Raw genomic sequence first — 21,880 nt, 5'->3', positions numbered from 1 at the left:
GTCCAGCCGAACGGAACTGTCCTGGCCATCGGCGGCGCCACTCCTGTCAGCCCCGTCGTAGTCAGGATTCTCGACGACGTGGATTCCCTGTGGCTCAAGCTTCACGACCTGGATGGTCAGTCCTCAGCGGACAGTCTGCCGAGGAAGCCGGTGGTGCACGATCAGGTGCGATGCGCGGGGCGGCTGCCTGGCAGGCTAGTTTGCCCCGGTGAGTCTCCTCGATGACGTGGCCGAGCGCGACGGCTGGCGCTGCTGGGTGTGCGACGAACCGGTCGACCCCGGCATGTCGGTGAACGACCCGCGAGGGCCCAGCGTCGACAGCAGGACCGCCGACCGGAAGGCCAAGGTCGCCGAGCGGCTTGCGCACCGCGGCTGCAACACCCGCAAGGGTGCGGTCAAGGTGGTCATCGCCTGGCCGGATCGCCTGCACGTGGCCGAACCCGCGCCGCTGATCACCGTTGCCGGGAGGCTGGAGCGCAAGGGCGGCCGCGAGATGGTGGGCCGTTGTCCGACCAAGAAGGACGCCCAGGAGGTGGCGGACTGGCTGGTGGACCGGTTCTCGCGGCTGGTACCGGGGTTGCCGGTGACCGCCAGCGTCGAGCCGGGCGGGGGCCAGTTCCTCGTCGTCCTGGCCACTGGACGCCGCTGACCGCGATCACCGAGCGCGCGAATGGTGTTTCTGTTCGCTGCACAGGGGTATACGCCGATTCCCGGGCAGTGCGCATTGGTGCCATGAGCAGGATGGTGAGACGTGGAGAATGCGCCATCGAAGAGCGCGTGGAGTCCGACGGTCGGCGTCGAGGAGGAGTTCCTCCTGGTCGATCCGGTGACCGGTGTCCCGGTGAACCGGGCGGACGAGGTTGTCGACGTCGCGCGTGAGCAGTTCGGTCTCGAGCTGCAACACGAGCTGACCGGTGCGCAGGTGGAGATCAACACCTCGGTGTGCGTTGACGTGGAGCAGGTTCGGCGTGAACTGCTCGAGACGCGTCGTGTGGTGGCGAAGGCCGCACGGGCGGCCGGCTGCCGGGCTGTTGCGGTCGGGGCGCCGCCGCTGGGTGACGCGACGGGCGAGATCACGGACAGCTTGCGGTACCGGCGAATCGCGCACGAGTTCGGTGCGCTCGCCGAGCAGCAGTTGATCTGCGGATGCCACGTCCACGTCGCCGTGCCGGACCGGGAGGTCGCGGTGCGGGTGTGCAACCACGTGCGGCCGTGGTTGCCCGTGCTGGGCGCGGTGACGGCGAACTCGCCCTTCACCGGCGGGGAGGACTCCGGTTTCGCGAGTTGGCGCTCCACGGTGTGGTCGCGCTGGCCGGTGTCCGGTCCGCCGCCGGTCTTCACCTCGTGGCAGCACTACGAGGAAGTCTGCGACACCATGATCGCCGCGGGCACCGCGCTGGACCGGGCGATGGCCTACTGGGACGTCCGGCCCGCCACGGAACTGCCGACGGTGGAGGTGCGGATCTCGGACGTCGCGGCGAGCGTGGACGACGCGGTGTTGCTCGCGGCACTCGTCAGAGCTCTTGTCGCACAGGCGATCGTCGACGTCCAGAACGGTGTGGAGGCCGAGCCGGTGCCCCAGCAGACGTTGCGGCAGGCTTGCTGGGGCGCGGCGAACGAAGGCCTGCGGGGCAGCATTCTGGACGTGTTCTCCGGGAAGTCGCGGCCGGTGCGAAGACAACTGGACGACTTGGTGCGCCGCCTGACTCCGGTGCTGGAAGCCAACGGTGATCTGCCTGCGGTGCAACGAGGTCTGCGGCTGCTCGACAGCGAGGGGTCCGGCGCGGACCGGCAACGTCGCGTGTTCCGCACGGGTCAGGTGGAGCCGTTGCTGAGCCTGCTCGACATCGACAACGCGAACGCCGAGCCCCGCGAGACCTCAGTGAAGTAGCGCGCGGTTCACCACTTGAGGCGGGCACCACGGCGCCACACCGCACGGGTGTTGAGGGTGTCCGAGATCGTGGTGGTGGGGTCTCCGTCGACGAGGAGGAGGTCGGCGCGCAGCCCTTCGGCGATGCGGCCGCGGTCGGACAACGCGAAGCGCCGGGCCGTCGTGCTCGTCGCGGCGCGCAGGGTCTGTTCTGGCGTGAGTCCTGCCCTCACCAGGTACTGCAGTTCGTGGTGCACGCTGGCGCCGTGGGCGAGCCCGCCGAGGAACGGCAGCGGAAGGGACGCGTCGGTGCCCACCAGGACGTCGACGCCGGCGTCGCTGAGCACCTTGATGGTCGTCAGAACGTCTTCGATGTCGCCCTGCGGGTAGCAGTTGAAGCTGGAGCGCAGGGTCTTGTCCCAGTCCTCGTCCAACCGGGAGGAGACTCGTGGGTCGTCGGCGAGTTCGGCGCCGGTGATGCCCATGAGCGAGGCGTTGAGGGCCGCGCAGGGGACGACGAACAGGCCGGCGTCCTTGATCATGGCGATGATCTCGTCGTGGTGCGGTTCGACGAACAGGTGCGCCAGGCCGTCGATTCCGGCTTCCACCGCCATCCTGGTGGCGTCGATCGTCAGCGCGTGCGCGACGGTGAGTGCGCCGTACTTCTTCGCCTCGGCGACGCCTGCGTTCAGGGTGGCCTGATCGATCATCGGAAGACCGGGGTGCCCCTCGACGCTGCCGTCGTCGATCATGAACTTGACGTAGTCCGAGCCGTGGGCGAGCAGCTGGGGGATCGAGGCCGCTGCTCGCTGCGGGCTCGTGGCGTCCGGCTGGAAGGGCGGTTCGCCTGTGGCACCGGCCGGGCCTCCCTCACCGCCGGGGTTGAAGCCCGGCGGGAACAGTTCGCTGGGATGTCCACCCGGAGGCGTGAGGCCGAAGCCCGCCGAGCGCACGTCCGCGACCGCGTCGTTCTCGCTGATGGCGGCACGCCGGTCGCGCGTGTTGACGCCCTGCATCTCCAGTTCGGTGGTCACGCCGAAGCGCAGTGCCAGTGCGAGGGCTTCGGGACTGGTGTGGACGTGCGCGTCGATCAGGCCCGGCAGCAGTGTCGCGCCGGTCCCGTCGACCACTTCGGCGCCTTCGGGTACCTCCCGGCCGATTTGGACGATCTTTCCGTCCTCAATGGACACGTTGGTGACACCCAGGGTCTTCTCGCCGTCGAACACCCAGGCGCCGGTGATGGTGGTTGCGGTCATGGCCCCACTGAATCAGATACCTTAAGTTATGTAAATACTCGAAGGTATGAAGATGCTCTCTGGTCTGTAGTTGCTACAGTGGGCGGATGAGCAACTCGCCCGTGCCTGAGGCCGACGACGAGGGCCTGCTGGACCAGGTCGGGCCCGCGCTGTCCCGGCTGCGCCGCCGGACCTCCGGTGGACGGGCAGACCTCACCCGCAATCTCCTGCTGAACCTCGTCCACGAGTGCCCTGGCGAGATGACGGTCGGCGGGGTCGCCGCCGAGATGGGGGTCGCCCAGCCGGTCGCCAGCCGGACCGTGGCCGCCTGCATCGCGGACGGCCTGCTGAAGCGGGCCGTCTCGCAGGCGGACGGCCGCCGCACGGTCCTCGAGCTCACCGAGGCCGGTGAGGCCGAACGCGGCCGCTTCGCTTCCGAGCAAAGAGAAGCGTTCGAGCTCATCACGACCGAGTGGACGACTGCCGACCGCGACCAGTTCGCGCGATATCTGGTTCGCTACAGCCAGGACAGCTCGAACTGGTCGAGCCGGCAACAGCGCCGGTGAACCGGGTTGCGTCTCGTTCTTCGGACTGATCTGTCGTGGCACGGGCTCTCGTACGATGAGGCCGTGTTCGCCTATCTGCGGTCGGTGTGGGACGAGCCCCGGCCGCCGCGTGCGGCGGCGCGGCTGTGGTGGGACTGGGTGCTGGTCGCCGTGCTCCTGCTGGCCGCGGTGCTCGAGGCAGTGCTGCGGCCGGACCTGACCTCGCGGGCCGGCTCGCTGGTCGTGGCGGTGGTGCTGCTGCCGCTGTTGTTGCTGCGCCGGAGCAGGCCTCTGCTGGCGGTCGCCGGCGCGTTCGGCGTGGCCGCGGTCGCTTCGCTGGTGTTCTGGGGCGAGCCGGAACTCAACGTGCTGGTGTTCATGCTGCTCTTCCCGTTCTCCCTGTTCCGGTGGGGTTCCGGACGTGAGGCGGTGATCGGGCTGGCGATCATGCTCGGCAAGGTCGGGCTGTCGGTGGCGCTCGGGTTCATCAGCGTGGGCGAGGCGGGCAGCGGGAGCGCCGTGCTGGGGACGGCCTGCGCCATCGGATCCGCCGTGCGGTACCGGGGACGGGCGCGGGCACGGGAGCTCGACCAGGTCAAGCTGCTCGAACGGGAGCGGCTGGCCCGGGATCTGCACGACACGGTGGCGCACCACGTGTCGGCGATGGCGATCCGGGCGCAGGCGGGCCTCGCGACGGCGGCGTCACGGCCGGAGGCGGCGACCGAGGCGCTCGGCCTGATCGAGTCGGAGGCGTCGCGGGCGCTCGCCGAGATGCGCACGATGGTGCGAGCCTTGCGCCGCAACGAGTCCGCGGACCTGGCGCCCAGCCCGACGGTCGCCGACGTCGCACTGCTCGCGAGCCCAGGCCGGCCAGGACCCGAGGTGGACGTGCGGATCGAGGGTGCCGTCGACGACCTCCCGAACTCGGTGGGGACCGCGATCTACCGGCTCACCCAGGAGTCGGTCACCAACGCGCGGCGGCACGCCCGGCACGCCACCCGCATCGAGGTGCGGGTGGTTGTCGATGACTCGTCGGTGCACCTGCGGGTGAGCGACGACGGTGACACCGGCAGCGCCGCGGTGCACGGGCACGGGTTGATCGGCATGATGGAACGCGCCGACCTGCTCGGCGGCAGCTGTGAGGCAGGCCCGAATCCCGGCCGCGGCTGGACCGTGACCGCCGTGCTGCCCCTCACCGGGGCGGGTGGATGAGCATCCGCGTCATCGTCGCCGACGACCAGGAGATCGTCCGCACCGGACTCTCGATGATCCTCGGCGCCCAGCCGGGCATCGAGGTCGTCGGCGAGGCACCGGACGGACGGCAGGCCGTCGAACTGGCCAGGCGGCTGAGGCCGGACGTGTGCCTGTTCGACATCCGGATGCCCGGAATCGACGGCATCGAGGCGACCCGCCTGCTGGCCGGGCCCGGCGTCGCCGACCCGCTCGCCGTCGTGGTGATCACGACGTTCGACCTCGACGAGTACGTCTACGCCGCGCTCCGTGCGGGCGCCAAGGGGTTCCTGCTCAAGGACGCCGGCCCCGCCCTGCTCTCCCAGGCGATGCACGCCGCGGCCTCCGGCGACGCCCTGATCGCCCCCAGCGTCACCGCCCGGTTGATCGAGGCGTTCGCGGACGTCGAACCCGCCGGCCGTGTCGTGCAGCCGATCGAGCCGCTCACCGAACGGGAGGAGCAGGTCCTCGCCGCCGTCGCGGGTGGGCGCACCAACAGCGAGGTCGCCAAGGACCTGTACATCACGCTCAGCACCGTCAAGTCCCACGTCGCCAGCCTGATGGCCAAGATCGGTGCCAGGAACCGGGTCGAGATGGCCATCTGGGCCTACGAGACCAAGCGCGTCCGGAGCGGATTCCGGCCGCGGTCAGCCGAAAGTACGACGACCGCGCCGGACCATCGGCCGGGATGATCGCGTCCCTTCTCCCGATGAGCTGACCCCGCCGCACGCGCGACGATCTCGGGCATGACCTCCTCGACCAAGTGGGACAGGCTCATCCCGGCCGCGATCATCGTGTTCAGCGTCATCCCGGTGCTCGGCGGTGCTCTGCGGCTGGCCGAGCTCGGCAGCGGCGCGGAGATCACGCCGGACAACGCGCGGTTCTTCGCCTCACCCGTGCCCGTGGTGCTGCACGCCATCACCGTCACCGTGTACTGCCTCCTCGGAGCCTTCCAGTTCGCTCCCGGCTTCCGCCGCCGCAGACGGTTGTGGCACCGGGCGGCGGGGCGTCTTCTGGTCCTTTGTGGACTTCTGGGAGCGCTGTCAGGTCTGTGGATGACCGTGTTCTACCCCAAACCCGCTGACGTGGGCGTCCTGCTCACCGGCATCCGGCTGGTGTTCGGCACGGCCTGGGCGGTGTTCATCGTCCTCGGTCTCGCCGCCGTCCTCCGCCGGGACGTCGCCAGGCACCGCGCCTGGATGATCCGCGGTTTCGCGATCGGGCTCGGCGCCAGCACACAAGCGGTGATGCTGACCGCGTGGCTCGTGGCCGTCAGCACGCCGGACCGGCTCAGCAAGGCGTTGCTGATGCTCGCCGCCTGGCTCGTCAACCTCGCCGTGGCGGAGTGGATCATCCGCCGCTCGGTGAAGCCACCTCGCGTGGCCGTCCCGGTCCGCGCCGGACTCGCGCTGGGGGAGACCCGATGAAGGCGATCGTCACCTGGCGCGGCTCACCGGGATCGGCGTCACCGGCCCCGGCAGCAAGATCCGCGGCCGCGACCGAACACGCCCGCGCGAAGGTCGTCATCACCACGTGAGGGAATGCGGGCCGGAAAATGTCCACGTTCGAGGGGAACCTTGGCCGGTTTCGTGCGTTGGCTTTGGTGAAGCCTGAGCAGACCACCGGGAGGACCGGACGTGAAACTGCCGGACCACGAACAGCAGGAACTGGACGAGATCGAGCGCCGCCTCGCCGAGGACGACCCGAAACTGGCCGCGAAGCTCAACCGCCCCGCGCCCAGGGTGCCGCGCCGGACCCTGGTGGTCGTCGCGATGCTGGTGACCTATGCGGTCGGGTTGATCGTGGTGATGGCCGGGGTGACGCTGTCCTCCGTGCCGCTCATCGCGCTCGGCGCCTGCGTCACCCTCGGAGTGTTCGCCTGGTTCGCGGTGCGGATCTGGCGCAAGCACCGCGAGTAGCCGTTCAGCTCCTGCTGACGAGCAGGTAGCGCTCGTCGTCGATCGCGCGCCCCCACAGCGCGGGATCGTCCAGCCGCGTGACGTCAGCCTCCTGCCGGACCTCGAGCACGAGCGCGCGGCACTCGGCGGCGGTGAGGCCTGCGCCCGTCGACCAGCGCCCCTCGACGAGAACGAGCAGCCCGCCCGGTTTGAGCAGGTTCACCCAGCACCTGAGTGCGGCGGCGGGGTCCGGCAACGCCCAGAGCACGTGGCGGGCGAGCACGACGTCGCAGGACGCCGGCGGGTACGGAGGGTGAGAGGCGTCGCCCTGCACGAACACGGCCGGCACCCCGGCGTTGTCCGCTTTCGCCTGCGCGGCCGCGACCATGCGTGGTGAGAGGTCGACGCCACGAACGTCGTGTCCGGCCTGTGCCAGCAGCACGGACAGACTGCCGGTGCCGCAGCCCAGGTCGGCAACGGACGCCGAACCGGCTGGCAGCAACGGCAGGAGCACCGCTGCCCACGCGGCACGCACTTCCGGGTCGAGCAGCCCGTGATCAGGCTCCTGGTCGAAGGTCTCCGCGTGTTCGTCCCAGAAGTCGCGCACTTCGCTTGTCATGCCTCAAGTTTGCAATAACGCGGGTTTGTTAAGGCTTGCTCAATTACAGCTGCGATCAAGGTCATATGGTCCCTAACCTTGGTACATGAAGCTGCTGCTGTGGTTCGCGCTGGCGTGCATGTGCGCGCTCAGCGGTGACCACCTGCTCGCTTTCACCACCGCGATACTGCTCGTGGGGTGCGCAACCGACCGCACTCGCCACTGACTCCGTGGCTGGTCAACGGGGTGGAGGTCGGCCGTGCCCCGGAACCTGTCCCGCCGGCGCGGGACAGGTTCCGGGAGACACGTCTCAGCTCGCGGCGCAGGTCGGGTTGAGCCCCGCTCCGCTGCCGGTGCCCTGGAAACCGAACTCGGTGGACTGACCGGCAGGCACGGTGCCGTTGTAGTCCACATTGGTCCAGTCGACGGTTCCGCTGGTGCCGCTGCGGTTGGCGCTCCACGAGCTGGTGACCGTGCCGTTCGACAGGGTCGTCGTGACCTTCCAGCCGCGCAATGCGGAGGAGCCGGCGGTGACCTTGATCGTGGCGACGAACCCGTTGTCCCACGAGTTCAGCGAGACCGACGCGGTGCAGCCACCCGGCCCTGGGTTGTTGGTGGTCGTGGTGGTGGTCGTCGTGGGGCCGGGGCCGCCCGCGTTCAACGCGTCGAGCACCGCGTTGTACGCGGGCTTCTTGGCGCCGGAGCCGGTGAACAGCAACGGGTTCTCACCTGTTCGCCACGAGTCGGTGTCGCGAATGCCCCACACGGTGATGCCGGCGCAGCGGACGACGGCCATGCAGGCCCGCGTGACGGCGCCGTAAGCGTTGGCCTGGTTGCCACCGGCGATGTCGAGCTCGGTGATCTGCACCTCGACGCCGAGGTCGGCGAAGCGCTGGAGGTTCGCCTGGTAGTCCGACGGCGCGTTGTTGGTGAGGTGGGACTGGAACCCGACGCAGTCGATCGGCACGCCGCGGGACTTGAAGTCGCGCACCATGTTGTAGATGCCGGTGGACTTCGCGTTGATGCCGTCGGTGTTGTAGTCGTTGTAGCAGAGCTTCGCGGCGGGATCGGCGGTACGGGCCGCGCGGAACGCCGCCTCGATCCAGTCGTTGCCGGTGCGCTGGAGGTTGGAGTCGCGCCGGCCACCGCTGCCGCCGTCGGCGAACGCCTCGTTGACCACGTCCCAGGCGTAGATCTTGCCCCGGTAGTGGGTGGCGACCTGGGTGACGTGGTTGATCGCGGCCTGGCGCAGGTCGGAGCCGCTCAGGCCCTGTGCCCAGCCCGGTTGTTGCTGGTGCCACAGCAACGCGTGGCCGCGGACCCGCTTGCCGTTGCTCACCGCCTGGTTCAGGATCCGGTCACCGTTGGAGTAGTTGAACTGACCGCGGTTGGGCTCGGTCGCGTCCCACTTCATCTCGTTCTCGGCGGTGACCATGTTGAACTCGGTGTTCAGGATGTTCACGTAGGTTCCGTCGCCGAGCTTGCCCGCCGCGACGGCGGTGCCGTAGTAGCGGCCGGACTGCGCGGCGGCGGCGCCGAGGGCGGTCGCCGCGTTCGCGGTGGCGGTCACGATCAACGTGGCTCCCAATGCCGCCGCCGCGACGGTGGCCACGAGCGGGACCAGTGCCACTGACCTCGATGTCAGTTTCATTTTCCACACTTTCGAAAACTCGCCCGGATTGTCGGGTCGCAGAGGTGAGGACGATGGAATCGCACGGAGAGCGCTCTGGTGCGCGGAGGAGTGTGGCAGCCCGGTGTTTGCGCTTACAACAGCGCGTTCGACGCATTCGACGTCGAATTGCCCCGAACGGGCTAGCAAAATGAGTGGGCGCTCCCATTTTCGAAATGAAAGCGTATGCAGTCGTTCTTGCAGAAAGTCCGCAAGCGGAATTTGCTAAAAGTCTGCGCTCGCATTTAGCGCGCGGTGCGTGGTGTCGCCATCGTCGCTCACCTGTTGCATACACCGGCGTATCCGATACGGTGGTGTATCGAACGGAGGCGGGCATGGAGACGATCGCGGACGGGGCGCCCAGGCGCGAGCCGCGCGTGACCAAGCGGCGCGTCGAGACCCGCCAGCGGCTGCTCGAAGCGGCCCTCGCGGTGTTCGCCGAGCAGGGCTTCGGGCGGTCGACCGTGGAGCAGGTGTGCAGTCACGCCGGCTACACCCGCGGGGCGTTCTACTCGAACTTCTCGACGCTGGACGAGCTCTTCCTCGCCATGTGGGAGCAGCGGTCCGCCGAACTGGTCGCCCGGATGCGCGCGGCGTTCGAAGCCGTGGAGCGCGCGGCCGTGCACGATGTCGACGGTGTCGTCGCACATCTGCTGGAGGCGGTGCCGCTGGACGAGGACTGGTACCGCGTCAGCGCCGAGTTCACCGCTCACGCGCTGCGCAATCCGGAGCTGCGCCGGGTGATCGCCGACCGGGAGAAGGCGATCGCGGCGTCGTCCACGCCGTTCGTGCTCGCGGCGCTGGCCAGGATCGGACGCGAGGTGCCCGATCCGGACGCCCTCGCGCAGGCGCTCGTCGCCGTCCACGACGGCACGGCGCTGCAATGTCTCAGCGAACCGGACAACGCCGTGGTGTGGCAGCGCCGGACCGCACTGTTCACCCGTGTCGTCACCGCGTACAGCAACGAAAGCAGGGAACGGGCATGACCGAGGAAGCGGACGTCATCGTCGTCGGAGCCGGGCTCGCGGGCCTGGTCGCGACCTACGAGCTCGCCAAGGCGGGGCGCCGGGTGCTGGTCGTCGAGCAGGAGAACCGCGCGAACCTGGGCGGTCAGGCGTTCTGGTCGCTCGGCGGGCTCTTCCTCGTCGACAGTCCTGAGCAGCGGCGCAACGGCATCAAGGACTCCTACGACCTCGCCATGCAGGACTGGCTGGGTTCCGCGGGGTTCGACCGGGACGACGAGGACCACTGGGCCCGGCAGTGGGCAGCGGCCTACGTCCGGTTCGCCGCCACCGAGAAGCGGCAGTACCTGCACGATCTGGGACTGCGGTTCACCCCGGTGGTCGGCTGGGCCGAGCGCGGAGGTGGCCTCGCCGACGGCCACGGCAACTCGGTGCCGCGGTTCCACCTGACCTGGGGCACGGGCCCCGAAGTGGTGCGCGTGTTCGTCGAACCCGTGCTCGCGGCCGAACGCAGTGGCCTGGTCCGCTTCGCGTTCCGCCACCAGGTCGACGAGCTGGTGGTCGAGGACGGCGCCGTCGTGGGTGTGCGGGGCAGTGTGCTGGAACCGTCCGACCAGGAGCGGGGCAAGGCGTCGTCGCGGACGGTCGTCGACAGCTTCGAGCTGCGGGCCAAGGCCGTGATCGTGACGTCCGGCGGCATCGGGCACAACCACGACCTCATCCGCGCCAACTGGCCGGCTGATCGCCTCGGTCCGTGCCCGGAGACGATGATCTCCGGGGTGCCCGCCCACGTCGACGGCCGGATGCTGGCCATCAGCGAGGAGGCAGGCGCCACCCTGGTCAACCGCGACCGGATGTGGCACTACACCGAGGGCCTGCACAACTGGGACCCGATCTGGCCCGACCACGCGATCAGGATCATCCCCGGCCCCTCGTCGCTGTGGTTCGACGCCACCGGCAAGCGGCTGTCCGCACCGAACTTCCCCGGCTTCAACACCAACGAGTCGATGAAGGCGGTCCTGTCGACCGGGTACGACTACTCGTGGTTCGTGCTGAACCAGACGATCATCGGCAAGGAGTTCATGCTGTCGGGCTCCGAGCAGAACCCGGAGTTCACCGGCAAGGACATCCGCGCCGCGCTCGCGAGCCGGCTGGCCAAGGGCGCGTCGGGCCCGGTGGAGGCGTTCAAGCAGCACGGCGTGGACTTCGTCGTCGCCGGCAACGTCGCCGAGCTCGTCACGGGCATGAACAAGCTCGCCCGCGGCCCGCAGCTCGACGCCGCCGAGATCGAGCGCCAGATCGTGGCCCGCGACCGGGAGGTGCGCAACCCGTACTCCAAGGACCTCCAGCTCATGGCCATCGCCAACGCCCGCCGCTCCCTGGGCGACAAGATCGCGCGGGTCGCGTCGCCGCACCGGATCCTCGACCCGGCGCACGGCCCGTTGATCGCGGTCCGGCTCAACGTCCTGACCCGCAAGACGCTGGGCGGCGTCCAGACCACCCTCGACTCGCAGGCGGTGCGGTCCGACGGCACGCCGTTGCCCGGGCTGTACGCGGCGGGCGAGGTCGCGGGCTTCGGCGGAGGCGGTGTGCACGGCTACAACGCGCTCGAGGGAACGTTCCTCGGCGGGTGCATCTTCTCCGGCCGCGCGGCCGGCCGAGCCCTGGCCCGGACGCTCACCTGAGCCGCTCACGCCTGGAACGCCGGCCGTTCTGAGGGGTAGATCAGGTGGAGGTCAGGGGGAAACCCTGATGGCAGCGTGCTCGATCGCGGGCAGGCTGTAGTTGTCAGGGGAGATCCGCAGTTCAAGGAGAGTCATGAGCGAGTCCAAGCCCGAGTCCGCCCGTACCGCCGTCGACTCGGTGGTCGACGCCGTTCGCGGGCTGGTCAGCGAGGGGATCAACCGTCGCGTCGTCGTGCGTGACAGCAAGGACGACGTGGTGCTGGAGGTGCCGGTGGCCCTGGGTCTGGTCGCTGCGCTGGCCGCTCCGGTGGCCACCACGATCGGTGCCGGCGTCGCGCTGGTCGGCAAGTGCGACATCAAGCTCGAGGACCGCCGCAAGCCCGGCAGCCAGCCGGCGACGACGGTCGAGACCGAGCAGGGGTAGTCAGCAGCCGCGGGTTGCCGCGGCGGGGGACGTCCGCGAGGACGGGGATGCAGCAGGCCGGCGCCGTCACCACTGGTGACGGCGCCGGCTTTGTGTCGTGGGCCCGGCGGGCCGCGGGATGAGGAAATCGCTGCGAGCCGCGCGACAAAGATCGGCGAAGTCTTTTCTGTTATCGCGGGGCGTCCAGGACATCTCCTGGTCAGAAGACTCCTGGCGCTGCACGAAAGGACTTTCCATGCCCCACGTCCTCAGTTCACGGTTGCGGCGGCGCGTGTGGATCGCCGCTCTCGCCGTGGCGGGCGTCGCGGCGTCCGCGGTGACCGCGAACGCGATGTTCTTCACCCCGCCCGCGCAGCCCGAGGCGAGCCAGACCTCGTCGGCCACGGTCGTGACCTCGTCGCCTCGAGCCGCGGACACCACGACGCCACCGGCCGGCACGCCCGCGCCGCCGGCCGAAACAACGAAGGCCGCCGTGGTCGCGCCGCCGAAGGCGCAGGAGCCGATCCCGCCGAACGCGGTGCGCGTCGCGGAGTTCGTCGCCGAGTGCCCGTTCACCCACAAGCTGCCGGACGACCCGATCGTCCTGCCGAACCTGCCCGGCGCCTCGCACATGCACAGCTTCTTCGGCAACACCTCCACCAACGCCCACTCGGACGTCACCAGCCTGAGCAAGGCCGCCAGCACGTGCAGTCCGAAGGTGGACCTCTCGTCGTACTGGGTGCCGACGCTGCTGGTCGACGGCCAGGCCGTCGAGCCGACCGGCACGACGTTCTACTACCTCGGTGAGGGCGTGCGTGACGACGTGACCGCGCGCATCCAGCCGTTGCCGTACGGCCTGCGCATCGTCGCGGGCAACGCCAAGGCCACCGCGCCGGACAACACCACGATGTCGCGCTGGTCGTGCCTGCACGCCGGTCACGTCGGGGCGTCCAAGGACTTCGTCAACTGCCCGGCGGGCACCATGATCGAGTCCTATCTGGACTTCCCGCAGTGCTGGAACGGCAAGGACCTCGACTCCGCGGACCACAAGAGCCACATGTCCTACCCGGTCGCTGGCGACTGCCCGGCCACGCACCCCGTGCCCGTGCCGAAGCTGCGCCAGGTACTGCGCTACCCGGCGAGCGGCGACCCGGCGCGGTTCAGGCTGTCGTCCGGTCCCGGGTTCACGATGCACGGCGATTTCTTCAACGTCTGGCCAGAAGCCGAGATGGCGCAGCGAGTGCGCGACTGCATCAACCGGATCGTCAAGTGCGGACCGGACGGCCGCCCCTAGTGCGGGCCCTCCTCATCGCGGCGCTCCTGCTGGCGACGGGCTGTGGCGCACCGGCCGGCGACGCCCCGCCGGCCGGTGCCCCGTCCGACCTCACCGCCACCGATCTGGCGTTCGTGGACCTGGTGATCCCGCAGAACGAGTCCGCGCTCGCCGCGGTCGAACTGACGGCGAACCGGCCCGGCTCCGCGCTGCACCCCGTGGCCGTTCAGGTCGGAACCCGCTACCGGGCCGAACTCGCGCAGGTCCGGGAATTGCTCGCCAGGTCCGGCAGGCAGGAGAGCGACCAGCACGACGGCCACGACATGCCCGGCATGATCACGGCCGCCGAAGTGGCCGCCGTCGGGTATGCCGAGGGAGCCGCCTTCGACGAGCAGTTGAAGGCGTTGTTGCGCACCCAGTTCGAGGAGGCGCGCACCGTCGCCCGCGCGGAGCTGTCGTCGGGCACGAGCAAACCGGTGCTGGAACTGAGTGCCCGCATCGACAGCACGCGAGCGGAGTTCCTGGAGCTGCTGGGAGACGCCCAGCAGTAGAGCGCCCCCCAGATCAGGGCGTGACCAGTTGCCTGACCGTCTCCACGACCACACGACGACGTTCGGTCTCCGCAACGAGGCCGCGCACGTCCTCTCCCAGCCGCTGCCACATGTTCGCCACGGTCAGGACGAGAGCGAGCAGCTCGGCGGCGGTCCGGTCACTGGTCACGACCCCCCGGCGTTGAGCGTCCTCGATGGCCGCGGTCTTGTCGGCCATGGACTTGGCGACGCTCGGGCGCTGGGCCTGTTCGGAATCACCGCGTTCCAGGGCGTACCAGGCGACGAACCGCATCACCTCCGGATGCTGCACTCCGGCGTCGTACAAGCCGCCCGCGTACTCGGGGAGGTTGTCGGCGTCGAGGGGGAGCGACGACACGGTCAGCTCGACGATGGAGTCGTAGACGGCCTCGAACAAGCCCTCTTTGTTCTCGTAGAACGAGTAGACCAGGCCGGCGCTCACTCCGGCCCGTGCGGCGATGCGGTCCACCCGCGCGCCGCCGATGCCGTGCTCTGCGAACTCGGCGAGCGCGCCTTCCAGGAGCTGCTGCCGCTTGCGTTCGGGGTCTCGGGTCCGCACCGCACCACTATCCCTAGTGAACGTTCATTCGACAAACAGGCTCAGCCGGGCAGCGTGACGGCACCCAGCTGGACGAGCATGCCCAGGACGTCCTCGCCGAACCACGCTTCGGCGATCTTGCCGTCGCGGACCGCGTAGATGCCGATCCCGTCCCACGCGGCGTGCCTGCCGCTCGCTTCGACGCCGAGGAACGGGCCGTCGTGTGTGCCGCTGTTGGTGAAGCGCAGCACGACGGTGTCGCCGTCGACGAGTGTGTCGTGGACGGCCAGGTGCATGCCCGTGAACGCTCCGCCGACGGCGGCCCGCAGTGAGGCCCGGTAGTCGTCGATGCCTTTGAGGTCACCGGCGCTGCCCGCGTGCCACCTCAGGTCGTGGTGCCAGAACCGGTCGACGGCATCGATGTCGCCGCCGTTGAGAACCTCGTCGACGAACCCCTGCACGACAGCTGCGGGATCGTGTCGCGGCACGCGGTCGAGGACAGCGTTGATCCACGCGGTGGTGCGGTCCGCCGCGACCTCACCGAGCGGGGTGGCCATGTTGGTGAACGCGTGCGCGCCTTCCGGCCAGACGTCCAGGTCGGCCTCGCCGCCCGCCAGTCGCAGCCGGGCGGCGAGCAGGATCGAGTCGTCGAGCAGCGGATCGAGCTCGCCCACGGTGAGCAGCGCCGGCGGCAGGCCGCTGAGGTCGGCCAGCGCGGGTGACAGTGCCGCGCTGCGGCGCTGCGCGACGGTGTGGCCCGGAAGTCCGAGGTCGAGCAGGCCGTCCAGCCAGGACCGGGTCAGTACCAAGGTGTCGTCGGTCGCGGCCGCCGCACTGGGTGACATGCCGAGGTCGTACGGGCCGCAGTCGAGCACAGCGCCGGCGAACTTCCCGAACGCCGGATCACCCATGTCGCGCAGGGCGAGCAGGCTCATGAGGGCGAGATGGGCTCCGGCGGAGATCCCGCCGATGAGGAGGGTGTCCGCGCCGAACTCGGCCCCGGCGTGCCGGCCGAGCCACCGCGCGCCTTCGACGACCTCCTGGATCTGGTCCACGACGGTGACTTCGGGGGTCAGCCGGTAGTCCGGGCTCACCACGACGGCGCCGGTGGTGCGGGCGATGAGGTCGTTGAGCAGGTCGTCGTCCTCGGGGGCGCCCGCGGCCCACCCTCCGCCGTGGACGCGGTACAGCACCGCGCGTGGCTGTTCTGGAACGAAGACGCGAAGACGGATCGGACCGGACGGGCCGCTGATGTGGAGGTCAGCCGGCGTCAGCAGGGGCGCTCCGAGGTTGTGCGTGGTGCCGGCGCGCAACGCGGCAAGTCCGTCCGGCGTGCGCACGTCCGGGTGGGGCATCGTCGCGAGCGCCACGTTGACGGCGCGTTGCGCTTCGAGGACCGCGGGATCGATGTCGGTGACGCGCGGACCGGTGGCGGGGAAAGCAGGCATGACGACGTGAGTCCTTTCGGGATCAGACCGTGAACCGGATGCCGGTCAGCCGTTCGGTTTCGCGCCACAGACTCGCGCCTTCCGCCGGGTCGCTCGCGCCGCGCGGGAGCTTGACCTGCTTCGGTGCGCCGGACGTCTGATCGGTGCCGGCAGGCCCGTAGTAGCCGCCGTTCACGACCTCCGGAGCGGTCGCCGCGTACAACGACGGCCAGGCCGCGCCCTCGGGTGAGCCCATGGCGACGCGGCGGAGCAGCGCGACCCCGACTCGGGACACCAGGCCCTGGCTGTGGCGTTGCAGGTTGGTGACGGCCGAGCCGGGGTGCACCGCGACGGCCGTCATGGCGGTGCCTTCCAGACGACGAGCGAGTTCCTGGGTGAACACGACGTTGGCGCGCTTGGACTTGGCGTATGCGGTCATCGCGCCGTAGCGCTTCTCGCTCATGAGGTCGGTGAGCCGGCCGTTCGGCCAGGCAGCGGCGAGAGCGCTGACCGTGATCACGCGGGCGGACTCCGCCCGGCGCAGGGCGGGCATGACGCCGGCGGTGAAGGCGAAGTGCCCGAGGTGGTTGGTGCCGAAGGTCAGCTCGAACCCGTCGGTGGTGGTGCGGCGGCTGGGCACGTTCATCACGCCGGCGTTGTTGAACAGCAGGTCGATCGTCTCGGTTGCGGCCAGTCGCCCCGCCGCCGCGGCGATCGAGGCCAGCGATCCCAGATCGAGCACGAGCGTGTCGAGTCTCGCGCCGGGCTGATCCGCGAGCAGGGCGGTGACCGCCGTGTCCAGCTTGTCCTGGCTGCGACCGGCGAGGATGACGCGGGCGCCGTGACCGGCCAGGACGCGGGCCGTCTCCAGCCCGATTCCGCTGTTCGCGCCGGTGATCAGCGCGGTGCGGTTGCTCAGCTCACCGATGTGGTCGGGGGTCCATCGCGCCGAGGACCGCTGTGTCGCGGGGTGGCTCATGTCTGCCTCCTAATGAACGTTCATTCATTTACAAGATGGCACGACGCCACGTCAGAGTCAAATGAACGTTCATTCAGTACGGTCGGCATGCTGTGGTGACTGACGTTGATGATCTCCACCTGCTCGGGGTTTCGGCTCCGGCATACTCGCGGGATGCCGGAGGATCTTTCGCTCACCGACTATCAACGGGACCTTCGGGCGAAGTTCCTGGCCGCGCCGGCGGTGCCGGCACCCCCGCCGTGGCGCCCGGCCGACCATCACGTGATCGCCGTCGGCGGCCTGCTCGGCGTTGGCTTCGCCGCCGATCCCGGCAGCGGGCGCGACCTGTTGCTGGTGGCGTCGACGCGTGGGCTCGGGCTGATCGACACCGTCACCGGTGAGCGCCTGGCCCGCGACAGCGAGTCTGATTCAGGCTGGCCGGACGACAACGACCTGACGTGCCAGGGGATCGGGCCGATCGCGGGGCATCGCGTGCCGATGGCAGGGATGGCCGGCGGTGGTCTGCACACCGGCACCGAGGGGTGGTCGGTGGACGTCGCCAGCCCGGACTGGCCGCACCAGCGGGTGTTGTTGTCCACCGGGAGTCCGTACACCGGCGGGGCGCACGGCGAGACCTGGTGGCACATCTTCCACTCGCGCTACTCCGAGCTGCGTGCGGCCGGGTTCTCGCCGTCCGGGGCGACGCTGGTGGTGGCGACCAGCAGCGACGTCACCCTGTGGACCAGAGCGTGACCCCTCTACGGTGATGCCGTGGCCGACACCCGACAACGCCTGATCGACGGCGCCATCGAGACGATCCGCACGCACGGCTTGACCGGCACCACAGCGCGGAGCATCGCGGCCACCGCCGGGATCAACCAGGCGCTGGTCTTCTACCACTTCGGCACCGTCCACGACCTGCTCCAGGCCGCGTGCCTCGCCGCGACCCAGGCCAGGGTCGAGCCGTTCGCCGAACACCTCGACCAGATCACCGACCTGCGGCAGCTGCTCGCGCTCGGCCGCGCCCTGCACGCCGAGGAGCGCGCCCAGGGCAACGTCATGGTGCTCGCCCAGCTGCTGGCCGGCGCCCAGGCCGACCCCAAGCTCGCCGAAGCCACCGCCGCGTCCCTGCAGCTGTGGATCACCCCGATCGAGCGCGCCCTGACCAGGTTGCTGGTCGGCTCCCCGGTGTCCGAGTTGATCGACACGGCGGGTCTCGCCCGCGCGGTGAGTGCCGGATTCATCGGACTGGAGCTGTACGAGGGCGTCGACCCGGAAGGTGCTCAGGCGGCTCTGGACGCCCTCGACCGGCTGGCCGTGCTCATCGAGGTGGTGGACGACCTCGGGCCGGTCGCAGCCCGCGCACTGCGCGGCAAACTCCGCAAGACGGCCAAGAACGCGCGGTAACGCCAGCTCAGCCGACATTTGAGCATCTGCTCAAATGTCGCTACCCTCGTGTTTGAGCAGATGCTCAAACACGAGGGGGTCACATGGCGCGGCGACGAGCGCTCTACGTGGAGACGGTGATCCGGGCCGACCTCGACGACCTGTGGCGGCAGACCCAGGAACCGCACCTGCACCAGCGGTGGGACCTCCGGTTCACCCGGATCGAGCACCTGCCGAAGGCGGAGCCGGCCGCGGAACAGCGTTTCCGGTACTCGGTCCGCGTCCTGCCCGGTCTGACAGTGGACGGGACCGGCGTCAGCGTCGGTGAGCGCACCAAGCGCGACGGCTCACGGACGTCAACGCTGCGCTTCAGTTCGGCGCATCCGTTGTCCTTGATCCGCTCCGGGGCGGGCTACTGGCGGTACGTGCCGACCAGCGCGGGGATCCGGTTCCTCACCGGATACGACTACCAGCCCGGCTGGGGTCGGCTGGGAGCGCTGGCCGATCGCCCGTTCCGCCTTCTGATGGGCTGGGGCACGGCCTGGTCGTTCGATCGGCTTCGGCTGTGGCTCGAACGCGGCGTACCACCAGAGGTGTCGCTTCGGCGGGCGCTGCTGGACGCGGGCACGAGGGTCGCCGTCTGCGCGGTCGCCTGGTGGGCCGCCGCCTGGTGGTCCGCGCCGCTCTTGCTCGCCGCGGCCCTCACTCTCGGTGCCCTGCTGGCCCCGCCGTTGCCGTCCACCCCGGCTGCCAGGAGGTGCCGGCGGACACCACCGGACCGCCGTTCGTCGACGGCGCCATCGACCCTGCTGACCTTGGAGCACCCATGACGTCGATCTTCCAGCGCGCCCTCGGCGACGACTTCGACCGCCTGCACCCGCAGCTGCAACGCCGGTTCGGCTTCGCCAGTGGCGACGGCATCGCCTGCGTCGGCACGGGCACGATGGACCGGGTGTGGCACGGCCGCGGTTTCACCCGGCCGTTCCTCTGGCTCGGAGCCAAGCGGCACATCCTCCTGCCCGGCCACGGCAACGACATCCCGTTCACCATCGAGAACTACCCCTACCGCGACTCACTCGGCCGCGAGACGGTGACCTTCGTCCGCACCTTCACCTTCGACCGGCCCCGGCGCTGGGACGCCACCATGATCTACAGCCCCGAGCGGGGCTGCGTCGTGGACTACCTGGGCACGCACCAGCACGTCTCCGTCGACCTGCACCTGTCCGTGGACGAACGCGGCGGGCTCCTGATTCGCACCGGGGAGCAACGGTTTCACGAAGGCCCGCTGCACTTCCGCATCCCCAGTCTGGTGACCGGCACCGCGGAGGTCCGCGAGTCCTACGACGAGGACCTGGGCCGGTTCCGCATCGACGTCGAGGTCACCAACCACCGGTTCGGGCCCCTCTTCGGCTATCACGGCACCTTCACGTGTTCCTACCCCGAGGGCGAACTCGTGCCGGACGCGGTCAGGCCGGTGCGGGAGCAGGCAAGGGTCTGACCATGTGACGGGCGGGCAGGTCTACTCCTCGGGCTGGATGACCATCAGCCGGAACGTCGTCGACGGCGACTCGCGCCCGCACGTCTGCAGCATGTGCCAGGCCAGGTTGCCGGGACCGTTGCCGGCCTGGGGGAGTCGCTGCCTGCTGATCCCGAGGACGCCGTCCGGGCTCTCGTCGAGGACCTCCGGCGTGCCGACGAGCACCGCCAGGCCGAACGCCAGCACGTCGGCGCGCAGGTCGTCGTCCAGGTCGTCGGTGAGTCCGATCATGCACTGCGGCTCGCCGTCCTTGTCGGAGCCGAGGCCGACCAGGCCGGCGAGTCCGACGCTGCGTGCCGCGGGCACGTCGAACACGCGGACGTCTGTGCCCATGGCCAGTGCCATCAGTCTGGCCACCGGTGTGGTGAGCAGGGGGTCGTTGATGGAGGCGTCGCCATTGCCAGCGGGGTCGTTCGTGGGCTCCGACATGATGCGTCAGATCGTATTGGCAACGGCGCCGACCGGCGGCACGGGGATGCCGCCACCCACAGTGCCGTCGGGGAGATCGACCGAACTCGAGCCGGTCGATCTCCCCAGCGGCGCCGGCGGTGGGGTTAGACGCGGTCACCCACCTGGTTCACGAACCCGGACGCTTCCTGCGGCTGGTTCTTCGTGCCGAGGTACTCGTAGGTGTCCTTGTCGAACACCATCACCGTCGGCGTGGCCTCCGGCAACGAGCCCTCCGGCACCGGCCAGCTGATGCCGATCCCGGGACGGCCGGCCGAGACGTTCTCCACCACCGTGAGCCCCGGCACGCGGGAGGCCGCCTCGAACAACGCGGCCCGCTGCGGCCCGGGCAGGTACGAGCCGCTGACCATGGCCAGCACGTCCTTGCCGTACGAGTTGACCGGCCGGCCCTTGTCCTCGCCCTGCAGGAACTTCAGCATGTCGTCGGCCGTGGTGGGCAGGTCGTCCCGGTACGCGCGTTCCGGTGTGCACGGCTCGGTTTTGCCGGTCGGCCGGTCGTACTTGTCGAACAGCCTGCGGTGGCCGTCGACGCAGCCGGCGATGGTGTCCCCCGCGGCGCCCGTGGCGGTGACGATCCGGCCGTCACGGGTGCCGTCGACGGAGTGCCACGCCTCGTACCCGCCGAGGCGCAGGTAGTAGAACTGGTCGGGCCGAGGCACCTGGTCGGGCTTCGAACGTGCTGCCGCGGCGGCGTGGTTCAGCAGCTGCACGGCGGCGTCCACCGGGGCCGCGGACGTGGGGAGCGCGTCGTGGTCGGTCGAGTCCGGTGAGTCGAACGGCTGCACCATCACGACGGCGGCGACCGCGGCCGCCACGGCGATGGTGGCGACGGCGATGATCCCGGCGCGGCCGCGCTTGGGCGGCTTCATGCCCGCCACGAGCTGTGCACGTGCGGCCGCCAGCTGGTCGGCGGACTTGAGCGGGGTCTCGTCCAGTTCCCGGACGAGCTGAAGGTCATCCATTGTTGAGCAGCTCCTCGACCTCGGTGTGGTTGTCGGTTCCCAACGCTTCCCGGACCTTGCGGCGGGCGCGGTTCAGCCGGGACCGCACCGTGCCCACCGGAATCGCCAGCGCTTCGGCGATTTCGAGATAGCTGAGCTGTTCCCACGCGACCAGCAGCAGCACGTCCCTGTCCTCGGCCGACAACGCCGCCAGCGCGCCGGTCAGCATCGACCGCATGGCCTGCGCGGTGACGTCCGCGGCCACCCGGTCGGCGTGGTCGTCCACGGAGGCGACGACCAAGTGCATCCGGTAGCGGCGCACCTCGTCCCGCCGGTGCTGACCGACCAGGTTGGTCGCGATGCCGTACAACCACGGCCGGGCGTCCGGGCGGGAGGAGTCGTAGCGCTCCCGCTTCGAGAACGCCACGAGGAACGTCTCGGCGAGCAGGTCGTCGGCGACCTGCTGACCGAGCCGCCGTGCGAGGTAGCGCTGGATGTGCGGTGCGTGCCGGTCGAAGATCAGAGCGAACTTCTCCGGCACGGGCAGCGACGCTTCTATGAGCTCCGCGTCGGTTGCAGTCATGGTGGCCTTTCGAGCGAAGGGTCTTCGCCCTGTTATCAGCAGAACGGGCAGATCGAGTTCACGGCCGCCTGCTGTCCGGAGGCAGTCGGTCTCCCGGAGGACGGA

The 21,880-nt window shown here is 69.8% G+C and carries 25 protein-coding genes; 16 read left to right on the top strand and 9 right to left on the bottom strand.

Annotation, left to right across the window (positions count from 1 at the left end):
• Positions 1 to 208: 208 nt before the first annotated feature.
• Together ACWGE0_RS07235 and ACWGE0_RS07230 are read left to right on the top strand one after the other, a co-directional pair.
• Entirely contained in the window at positions 209 to 649 is a 441-nt protein-coding gene (locus ACWGE0_RS07235) for a hypothetical protein (RefSeq protein WP_452260040.1), read from the top strand.
• Between the two features lie 102 nt (positions 650 to 751).
• Positions 752 to 1,891 carry a carboxylate-amine ligase gene (locus ACWGE0_RS07230; protein WP_452260039.1) on the top strand — a complete coding sequence of 380 codons (1,140 nt, stop codon included), beginning with the start codon at positions 752 to 754 and terminating at the stop codon, positions 1,889 to 1,891.
• An 8-nt stretch (positions 1,892 to 1,899) separates the two neighbouring features.
• On the opposite strand, the gene ACWGE0_RS07225 is transcribed toward ACWGE0_RS07230, so the two are convergent.
• Positions 1,900 to 3,126: an amidohydrolase family protein gene (locus tag ACWGE0_RS07225; protein ID WP_452260038.1), complete on the bottom strand. Its 1,227-nt coding sequence runs from the start codon at positions 3,124 to 3,126 to the stop codon at positions 1,900 to 1,902.
• Positions 3,127 to 3,212: 86 nt separating this feature from the next.
• Between ACWGE0_RS07225 and ACWGE0_RS07220 the strand changes: the two genes are divergently transcribed.
• From ACWGE0_RS07220 to ACWGE0_RS07200, 5 genes are all read left to right on the top strand, one after another.
• On the top strand, positions 3,213 to 3,671 hold the full coding sequence (locus tag ACWGE0_RS07220) for a MarR family winged helix-turn-helix transcriptional regulator (protein ID WP_452260037.1): 459 nt from the start codon (positions 3,213 to 3,215) through the stop codon (positions 3,669 to 3,671).
• Positions 3,672 to 3,734: 63 nt separating this feature from the next.
• Positions 3,735 to 4,862, top strand: coding sequence for a sensor histidine kinase (locus ACWGE0_RS07215; RefSeq protein WP_452260036.1), 1,128 nt, complete (start codon positions 3,735 to 3,737; stop codon positions 4,860 to 4,862).
• Positions 4,859 to 5,572, top strand: a complete 714-nt coding sequence (locus ACWGE0_RS07210; protein ID WP_452260035.1) for a response regulator — start codon at positions 4,859 to 4,861, stop codon at positions 5,570 to 5,572. Before ACWGE0_RS07215 ends, ACWGE0_RS07210 begins: the two co-directional genes overlap by 4 nt.
• Before the next feature lie 54 nt (positions 5,573 to 5,626).
• Complete coding sequence (locus ACWGE0_RS07205; protein ID WP_452260034.1) at positions 5,627 to 6,307, top strand: DUF2306 domain-containing protein; 681 nt, start codon at positions 5,627 to 5,629, stop codon at positions 6,305 to 6,307.
• 210 nt (positions 6,308 to 6,517) lie between these two features.
• A complete protein-coding gene (locus ACWGE0_RS07200; RefSeq protein WP_452260033.1) occupies positions 6,518 to 6,799 on the top strand; it encodes a DUF3040 domain-containing protein in 282 nt (93 codons plus the stop codon).
• A gap of 4 nt (positions 6,800 to 6,803) precedes the next feature.
• Here the strand turns inward: ACWGE0_RS07200 and ACWGE0_RS07195 are convergent, their stop codons facing one another.
• Positions 6,804 to 7,397 carry a class I SAM-dependent methyltransferase gene (locus ACWGE0_RS07195; protein WP_452260032.1) on the bottom strand — a complete coding sequence of 198 codons (594 nt, stop codon included), beginning with the start codon at positions 7,395 to 7,397 and terminating at the stop codon, positions 6,804 to 6,806.
• Between the two features lie 289 nt (positions 7,398 to 7,686).
• Positions 7,687 to 9,027, bottom strand: coding sequence for an endo-1,4-beta-xylanase (locus ACWGE0_RS07190; protein ID WP_452260031.1), 1,341 nt, complete (start codon positions 9,025 to 9,027; stop codon positions 7,687 to 7,689).
• A 353-nt stretch (positions 9,028 to 9,380) separates the two neighbouring features.
• On the opposite strand from ACWGE0_RS07190, the gene ACWGE0_RS07185 reads away from it, so the two are divergent.
• The 5 genes from ACWGE0_RS07185 to ACWGE0_RS07165 all read left to right on the top strand — a co-directional run bounded on the left by ACWGE0_RS07185 (position 9,381) and on the right by ACWGE0_RS07165 (position 13,919).
• Positions 9,381 to 10,031, top strand: coding sequence for a TetR/AcrR family transcriptional regulator (locus ACWGE0_RS07185; protein ID WP_452260030.1), 651 nt, complete (start codon positions 9,381 to 9,383; stop codon positions 10,029 to 10,031).
• The gene (locus tag ACWGE0_RS07180) at positions 10,028 to 11,692 is read left to right on the top strand and encodes an FAD-binding dehydrogenase (protein ID WP_452260029.1); all 1,665 of its coding nucleotides are present in this window, start codon (positions 10,028 to 10,030) and stop codon (positions 11,690 to 11,692) included. Before ACWGE0_RS07185 ends, ACWGE0_RS07180 begins: the two co-directional genes overlap by 4 nt.
• 133 nt (positions 11,693 to 11,825) lie before the next feature.
• Positions 11,826 to 12,116: a DUF4342 domain-containing protein gene (locus ACWGE0_RS07175; RefSeq protein WP_452260028.1), complete on the top strand. Its 291-nt coding sequence runs from the start codon at positions 11,826 to 11,828 to the stop codon at positions 12,114 to 12,116.
• A gap of 235 nt (positions 12,117 to 12,351) precedes the next feature.
• The gene (locus ACWGE0_RS07170; RefSeq protein WP_452260027.1) at positions 12,352 to 13,389 is read left to right on the top strand and encodes a DUF1996 domain-containing protein; all 1,038 of its coding nucleotides are present in this window, start codon (positions 12,352 to 12,354) and stop codon (positions 13,387 to 13,389) included.
• Positions 13,389 to 13,919 carry a DUF305 domain-containing protein gene (locus ACWGE0_RS07165; protein ID WP_452260026.1) on the top strand — a complete coding sequence of 177 codons (531 nt, stop codon included), beginning with the start codon at positions 13,389 to 13,391 and terminating at the stop codon, positions 13,917 to 13,919. Before ACWGE0_RS07170 ends, ACWGE0_RS07165 begins: the two co-directional genes overlap by 1 nt.
• Before the next feature lie 13 nt (positions 13,920 to 13,932).
• On the opposite strand, the gene ACWGE0_RS07160 is transcribed toward ACWGE0_RS07165, so the two are convergent.
• Genes ACWGE0_RS07160 through ACWGE0_RS07150 form a run of 3 tightly spaced genes read right to left on the bottom strand, consistent with a single transcriptional unit; the run spans position 13,933 to position 16,881 of the window.
• The gene (locus ACWGE0_RS07160) at positions 13,933 to 14,496 is read right to left on the bottom strand and encodes a TetR family transcriptional regulator (RefSeq protein ID WP_452260025.1); all 564 of its coding nucleotides are present in this window, start codon (positions 14,494 to 14,496) and stop codon (positions 13,933 to 13,935) included.
• 41 nt (positions 14,497 to 14,537) lie between these two features.
• The gene (locus tag ACWGE0_RS07155; protein WP_452260024.1) at positions 14,538 to 15,923 is read right to left on the bottom strand and encodes an alpha/beta hydrolase fold domain-containing protein; all 1,386 of its coding nucleotides are present in this window, start codon (positions 15,921 to 15,923) and stop codon (positions 14,538 to 14,540) included.
• Between the two features lie 22 nt (positions 15,924 to 15,945).
• Positions 15,946 to 16,881, bottom strand: coding sequence for an oxidoreductase (locus ACWGE0_RS07150; protein ID WP_452260023.1), 936 nt, complete (start codon positions 16,879 to 16,881; stop codon positions 15,946 to 15,948).
• A gap of 153 nt (positions 16,882 to 17,034) precedes the next feature.
• Between ACWGE0_RS07150 and ACWGE0_RS07145 the strand changes: the two genes are divergently transcribed.
• The 4 genes from ACWGE0_RS07145 (at position 17,035) to ACWGE0_RS07130 (ending at position 19,744) form a co-directional block, all read left to right on the top strand.
• Entirely contained in the window at positions 17,035 to 17,613 is a 579-nt protein-coding gene (locus ACWGE0_RS07145; RefSeq protein ID WP_452260022.1) for a hypothetical protein, read from the top strand.
• An 18-nt stretch (positions 17,614 to 17,631) separates the two neighbouring features.
• On the top strand, positions 17,632 to 18,267 hold the full coding sequence (locus ACWGE0_RS07140) for a TetR/AcrR family transcriptional regulator (RefSeq protein WP_452260021.1): 636 nt from the start codon (positions 17,632 to 17,634) through the stop codon (positions 18,265 to 18,267).
• Positions 18,268 to 18,350: 83 nt separating this feature from the next.
• Complete coding sequence (locus ACWGE0_RS07135) at positions 18,351 to 19,076, top strand: hypothetical protein (RefSeq protein ID WP_452260020.1); 726 nt, start codon at positions 18,351 to 18,353, stop codon at positions 19,074 to 19,076.
• Positions 19,073 to 19,744 carry a DUF4166 domain-containing protein gene (locus ACWGE0_RS07130; protein WP_452260019.1) on the top strand — a complete coding sequence of 224 codons (672 nt, stop codon included), beginning with the start codon at positions 19,073 to 19,075 and terminating at the stop codon, positions 19,742 to 19,744. The genes ACWGE0_RS07135 and ACWGE0_RS07130 overlap by 4 nt, the downstream gene beginning before the upstream one ends.
• A gap of 21 nt (positions 19,745 to 19,765) precedes the next feature.
• On the opposite strand, the gene ACWGE0_RS07125 is transcribed toward ACWGE0_RS07130, so the two are convergent.
• From ACWGE0_RS07125 to ACWGE0_RS07115, 3 genes are all read right to left on the bottom strand, one after another.
• Positions 19,766 to 20,212, bottom strand: a complete 447-nt coding sequence (locus ACWGE0_RS07125; RefSeq protein ID WP_452260018.1) for a hypothetical protein — start codon at positions 20,210 to 20,212, stop codon at positions 19,766 to 19,768.
• 125 nt (positions 20,213 to 20,337) lie between these two features.
• Positions 20,338 to 21,213: a CU044_5270 family protein gene (locus ACWGE0_RS07120; RefSeq protein WP_452260017.1), complete on the bottom strand. Its 876-nt coding sequence runs from the start codon at positions 21,211 to 21,213 to the stop codon at positions 20,338 to 20,340.
• Positions 21,206 to 21,775, bottom strand: a complete 570-nt coding sequence (locus tag ACWGE0_RS07115; RefSeq protein WP_452260016.1) for an RNA polymerase sigma factor — start codon at positions 21,773 to 21,775, stop codon at positions 21,206 to 21,208. The genes ACWGE0_RS07120 and ACWGE0_RS07115 overlap by 8 nt, the downstream gene beginning before the upstream one ends.
• Positions 21,776 to 21,880: the final 105 nt, after the last annotated feature.

The organism is Lentzea sp. NPDC054927 (assembly GCF_053610285.1).
Note: the sequence above shows the minus strand (reverse complement) of the source record. Positions and strands in the feature narration are given on the sequence as shown.

Coding starts and splice junctions, on each gene's coding strand:
- ACWGE0_RS07145 (WP_452260022.1), top strand. CDS start 17,035: ATGCCGGAGGATCTTTCGCTCACCGACTATCAACGGGACCTTCGGGCG.
- ACWGE0_RS07190 (WP_452260031.1), bottom strand. CDS start 9,027: ATGAAACTGACATCGAGGTCAGTGGCACTGGTCCCGCTCGTGGCCACC.
- ACWGE0_RS07135 (WP_452260020.1), top strand. CDS start 18,351: ATGGCGCGGCGACGAGCGCTCTACGTGGAGACGGTGATCCGGGCCGAC.
- ACWGE0_RS07175 (WP_452260028.1), top strand. CDS start 11,826: ATGAGCGAGTCCAAGCCCGAGTCCGCCCGTACCGCCGTCGACTCGGTG.
- ACWGE0_RS07130 (WP_452260019.1), top strand. CDS start 19,073: ATGACGTCGATCTTCCAGCGCGCCCTCGGCGACGACTTCGACCGCCTG.
- ACWGE0_RS07120 (WP_452260017.1), bottom strand. CDS start 21,213: ATGGATGACCTTCAGCTCGTCCGGGAACTGGACGAGACCCCGCTCAAG.
- ACWGE0_RS07210 (WP_452260035.1), top strand. CDS start 4,859: ATGAGCATCCGCGTCATCGTCGCCGACGACCAGGAGATCGTCCGCACC.
- ACWGE0_RS07225 (WP_452260038.1), bottom strand. CDS start 3,126: ATGACCGCAACCACCATCACCGGCGCCTGGGTGTTCGACGGCGAGAAG.
- ACWGE0_RS07170 (WP_452260027.1), top strand. CDS start 12,352: ATGCCCCACGTCCTCAGTTCACGGTTGCGGCGGCGCGTGTGGATCGCC.
- ACWGE0_RS07125 (WP_452260018.1), bottom strand. CDS start 20,212: ATGTCGGAGCCCACGAACGACCCCGCTGGCAATGGCGACGCCTCCATC.
- ACWGE0_RS07155 (WP_452260024.1), bottom strand. CDS start 15,923: ATGCCTGCTTTCCCCGCCACCGGTCCGCGCGTCACCGACATCGATCCC.
- ACWGE0_RS07185 (WP_452260030.1), top strand. CDS start 9,381: ATGGAGACGATCGCGGACGGGGCGCCCAGGCGCGAGCCGCGCGTGACC.
- ACWGE0_RS07115 (WP_452260016.1), bottom strand. CDS start 21,775: ATGACTGCAACCGACGCGGAGCTCATAGAAGCGTCGCTGCCCGTGCCG.
- ACWGE0_RS07195 (WP_452260032.1), bottom strand. CDS start 7,397: ATGACAAGCGAAGTGCGCGACTTCTGGGACGAACACGCGGAGACCTTC.
- ACWGE0_RS07205 (WP_452260034.1), top strand. CDS start 5,627: ATGACCTCCTCGACCAAGTGGGACAGGCTCATCCCGGCCGCGATCATC.
- ACWGE0_RS07150 (WP_452260023.1), bottom strand. CDS start 16,881: ATGAGCCACCCCGCGACACAGCGGTCCTCGGCGCGATGGACCCCCGAC.
- ACWGE0_RS07180 (WP_452260029.1), top strand. CDS start 10,028: ATGACCGAGGAAGCGGACGTCATCGTCGTCGGAGCCGGGCTCGCGGGC.
- ACWGE0_RS07220 (WP_452260037.1), top strand. CDS start 3,213: ATGAGCAACTCGCCCGTGCCTGAGGCCGACGACGAGGGCCTGCTGGAC.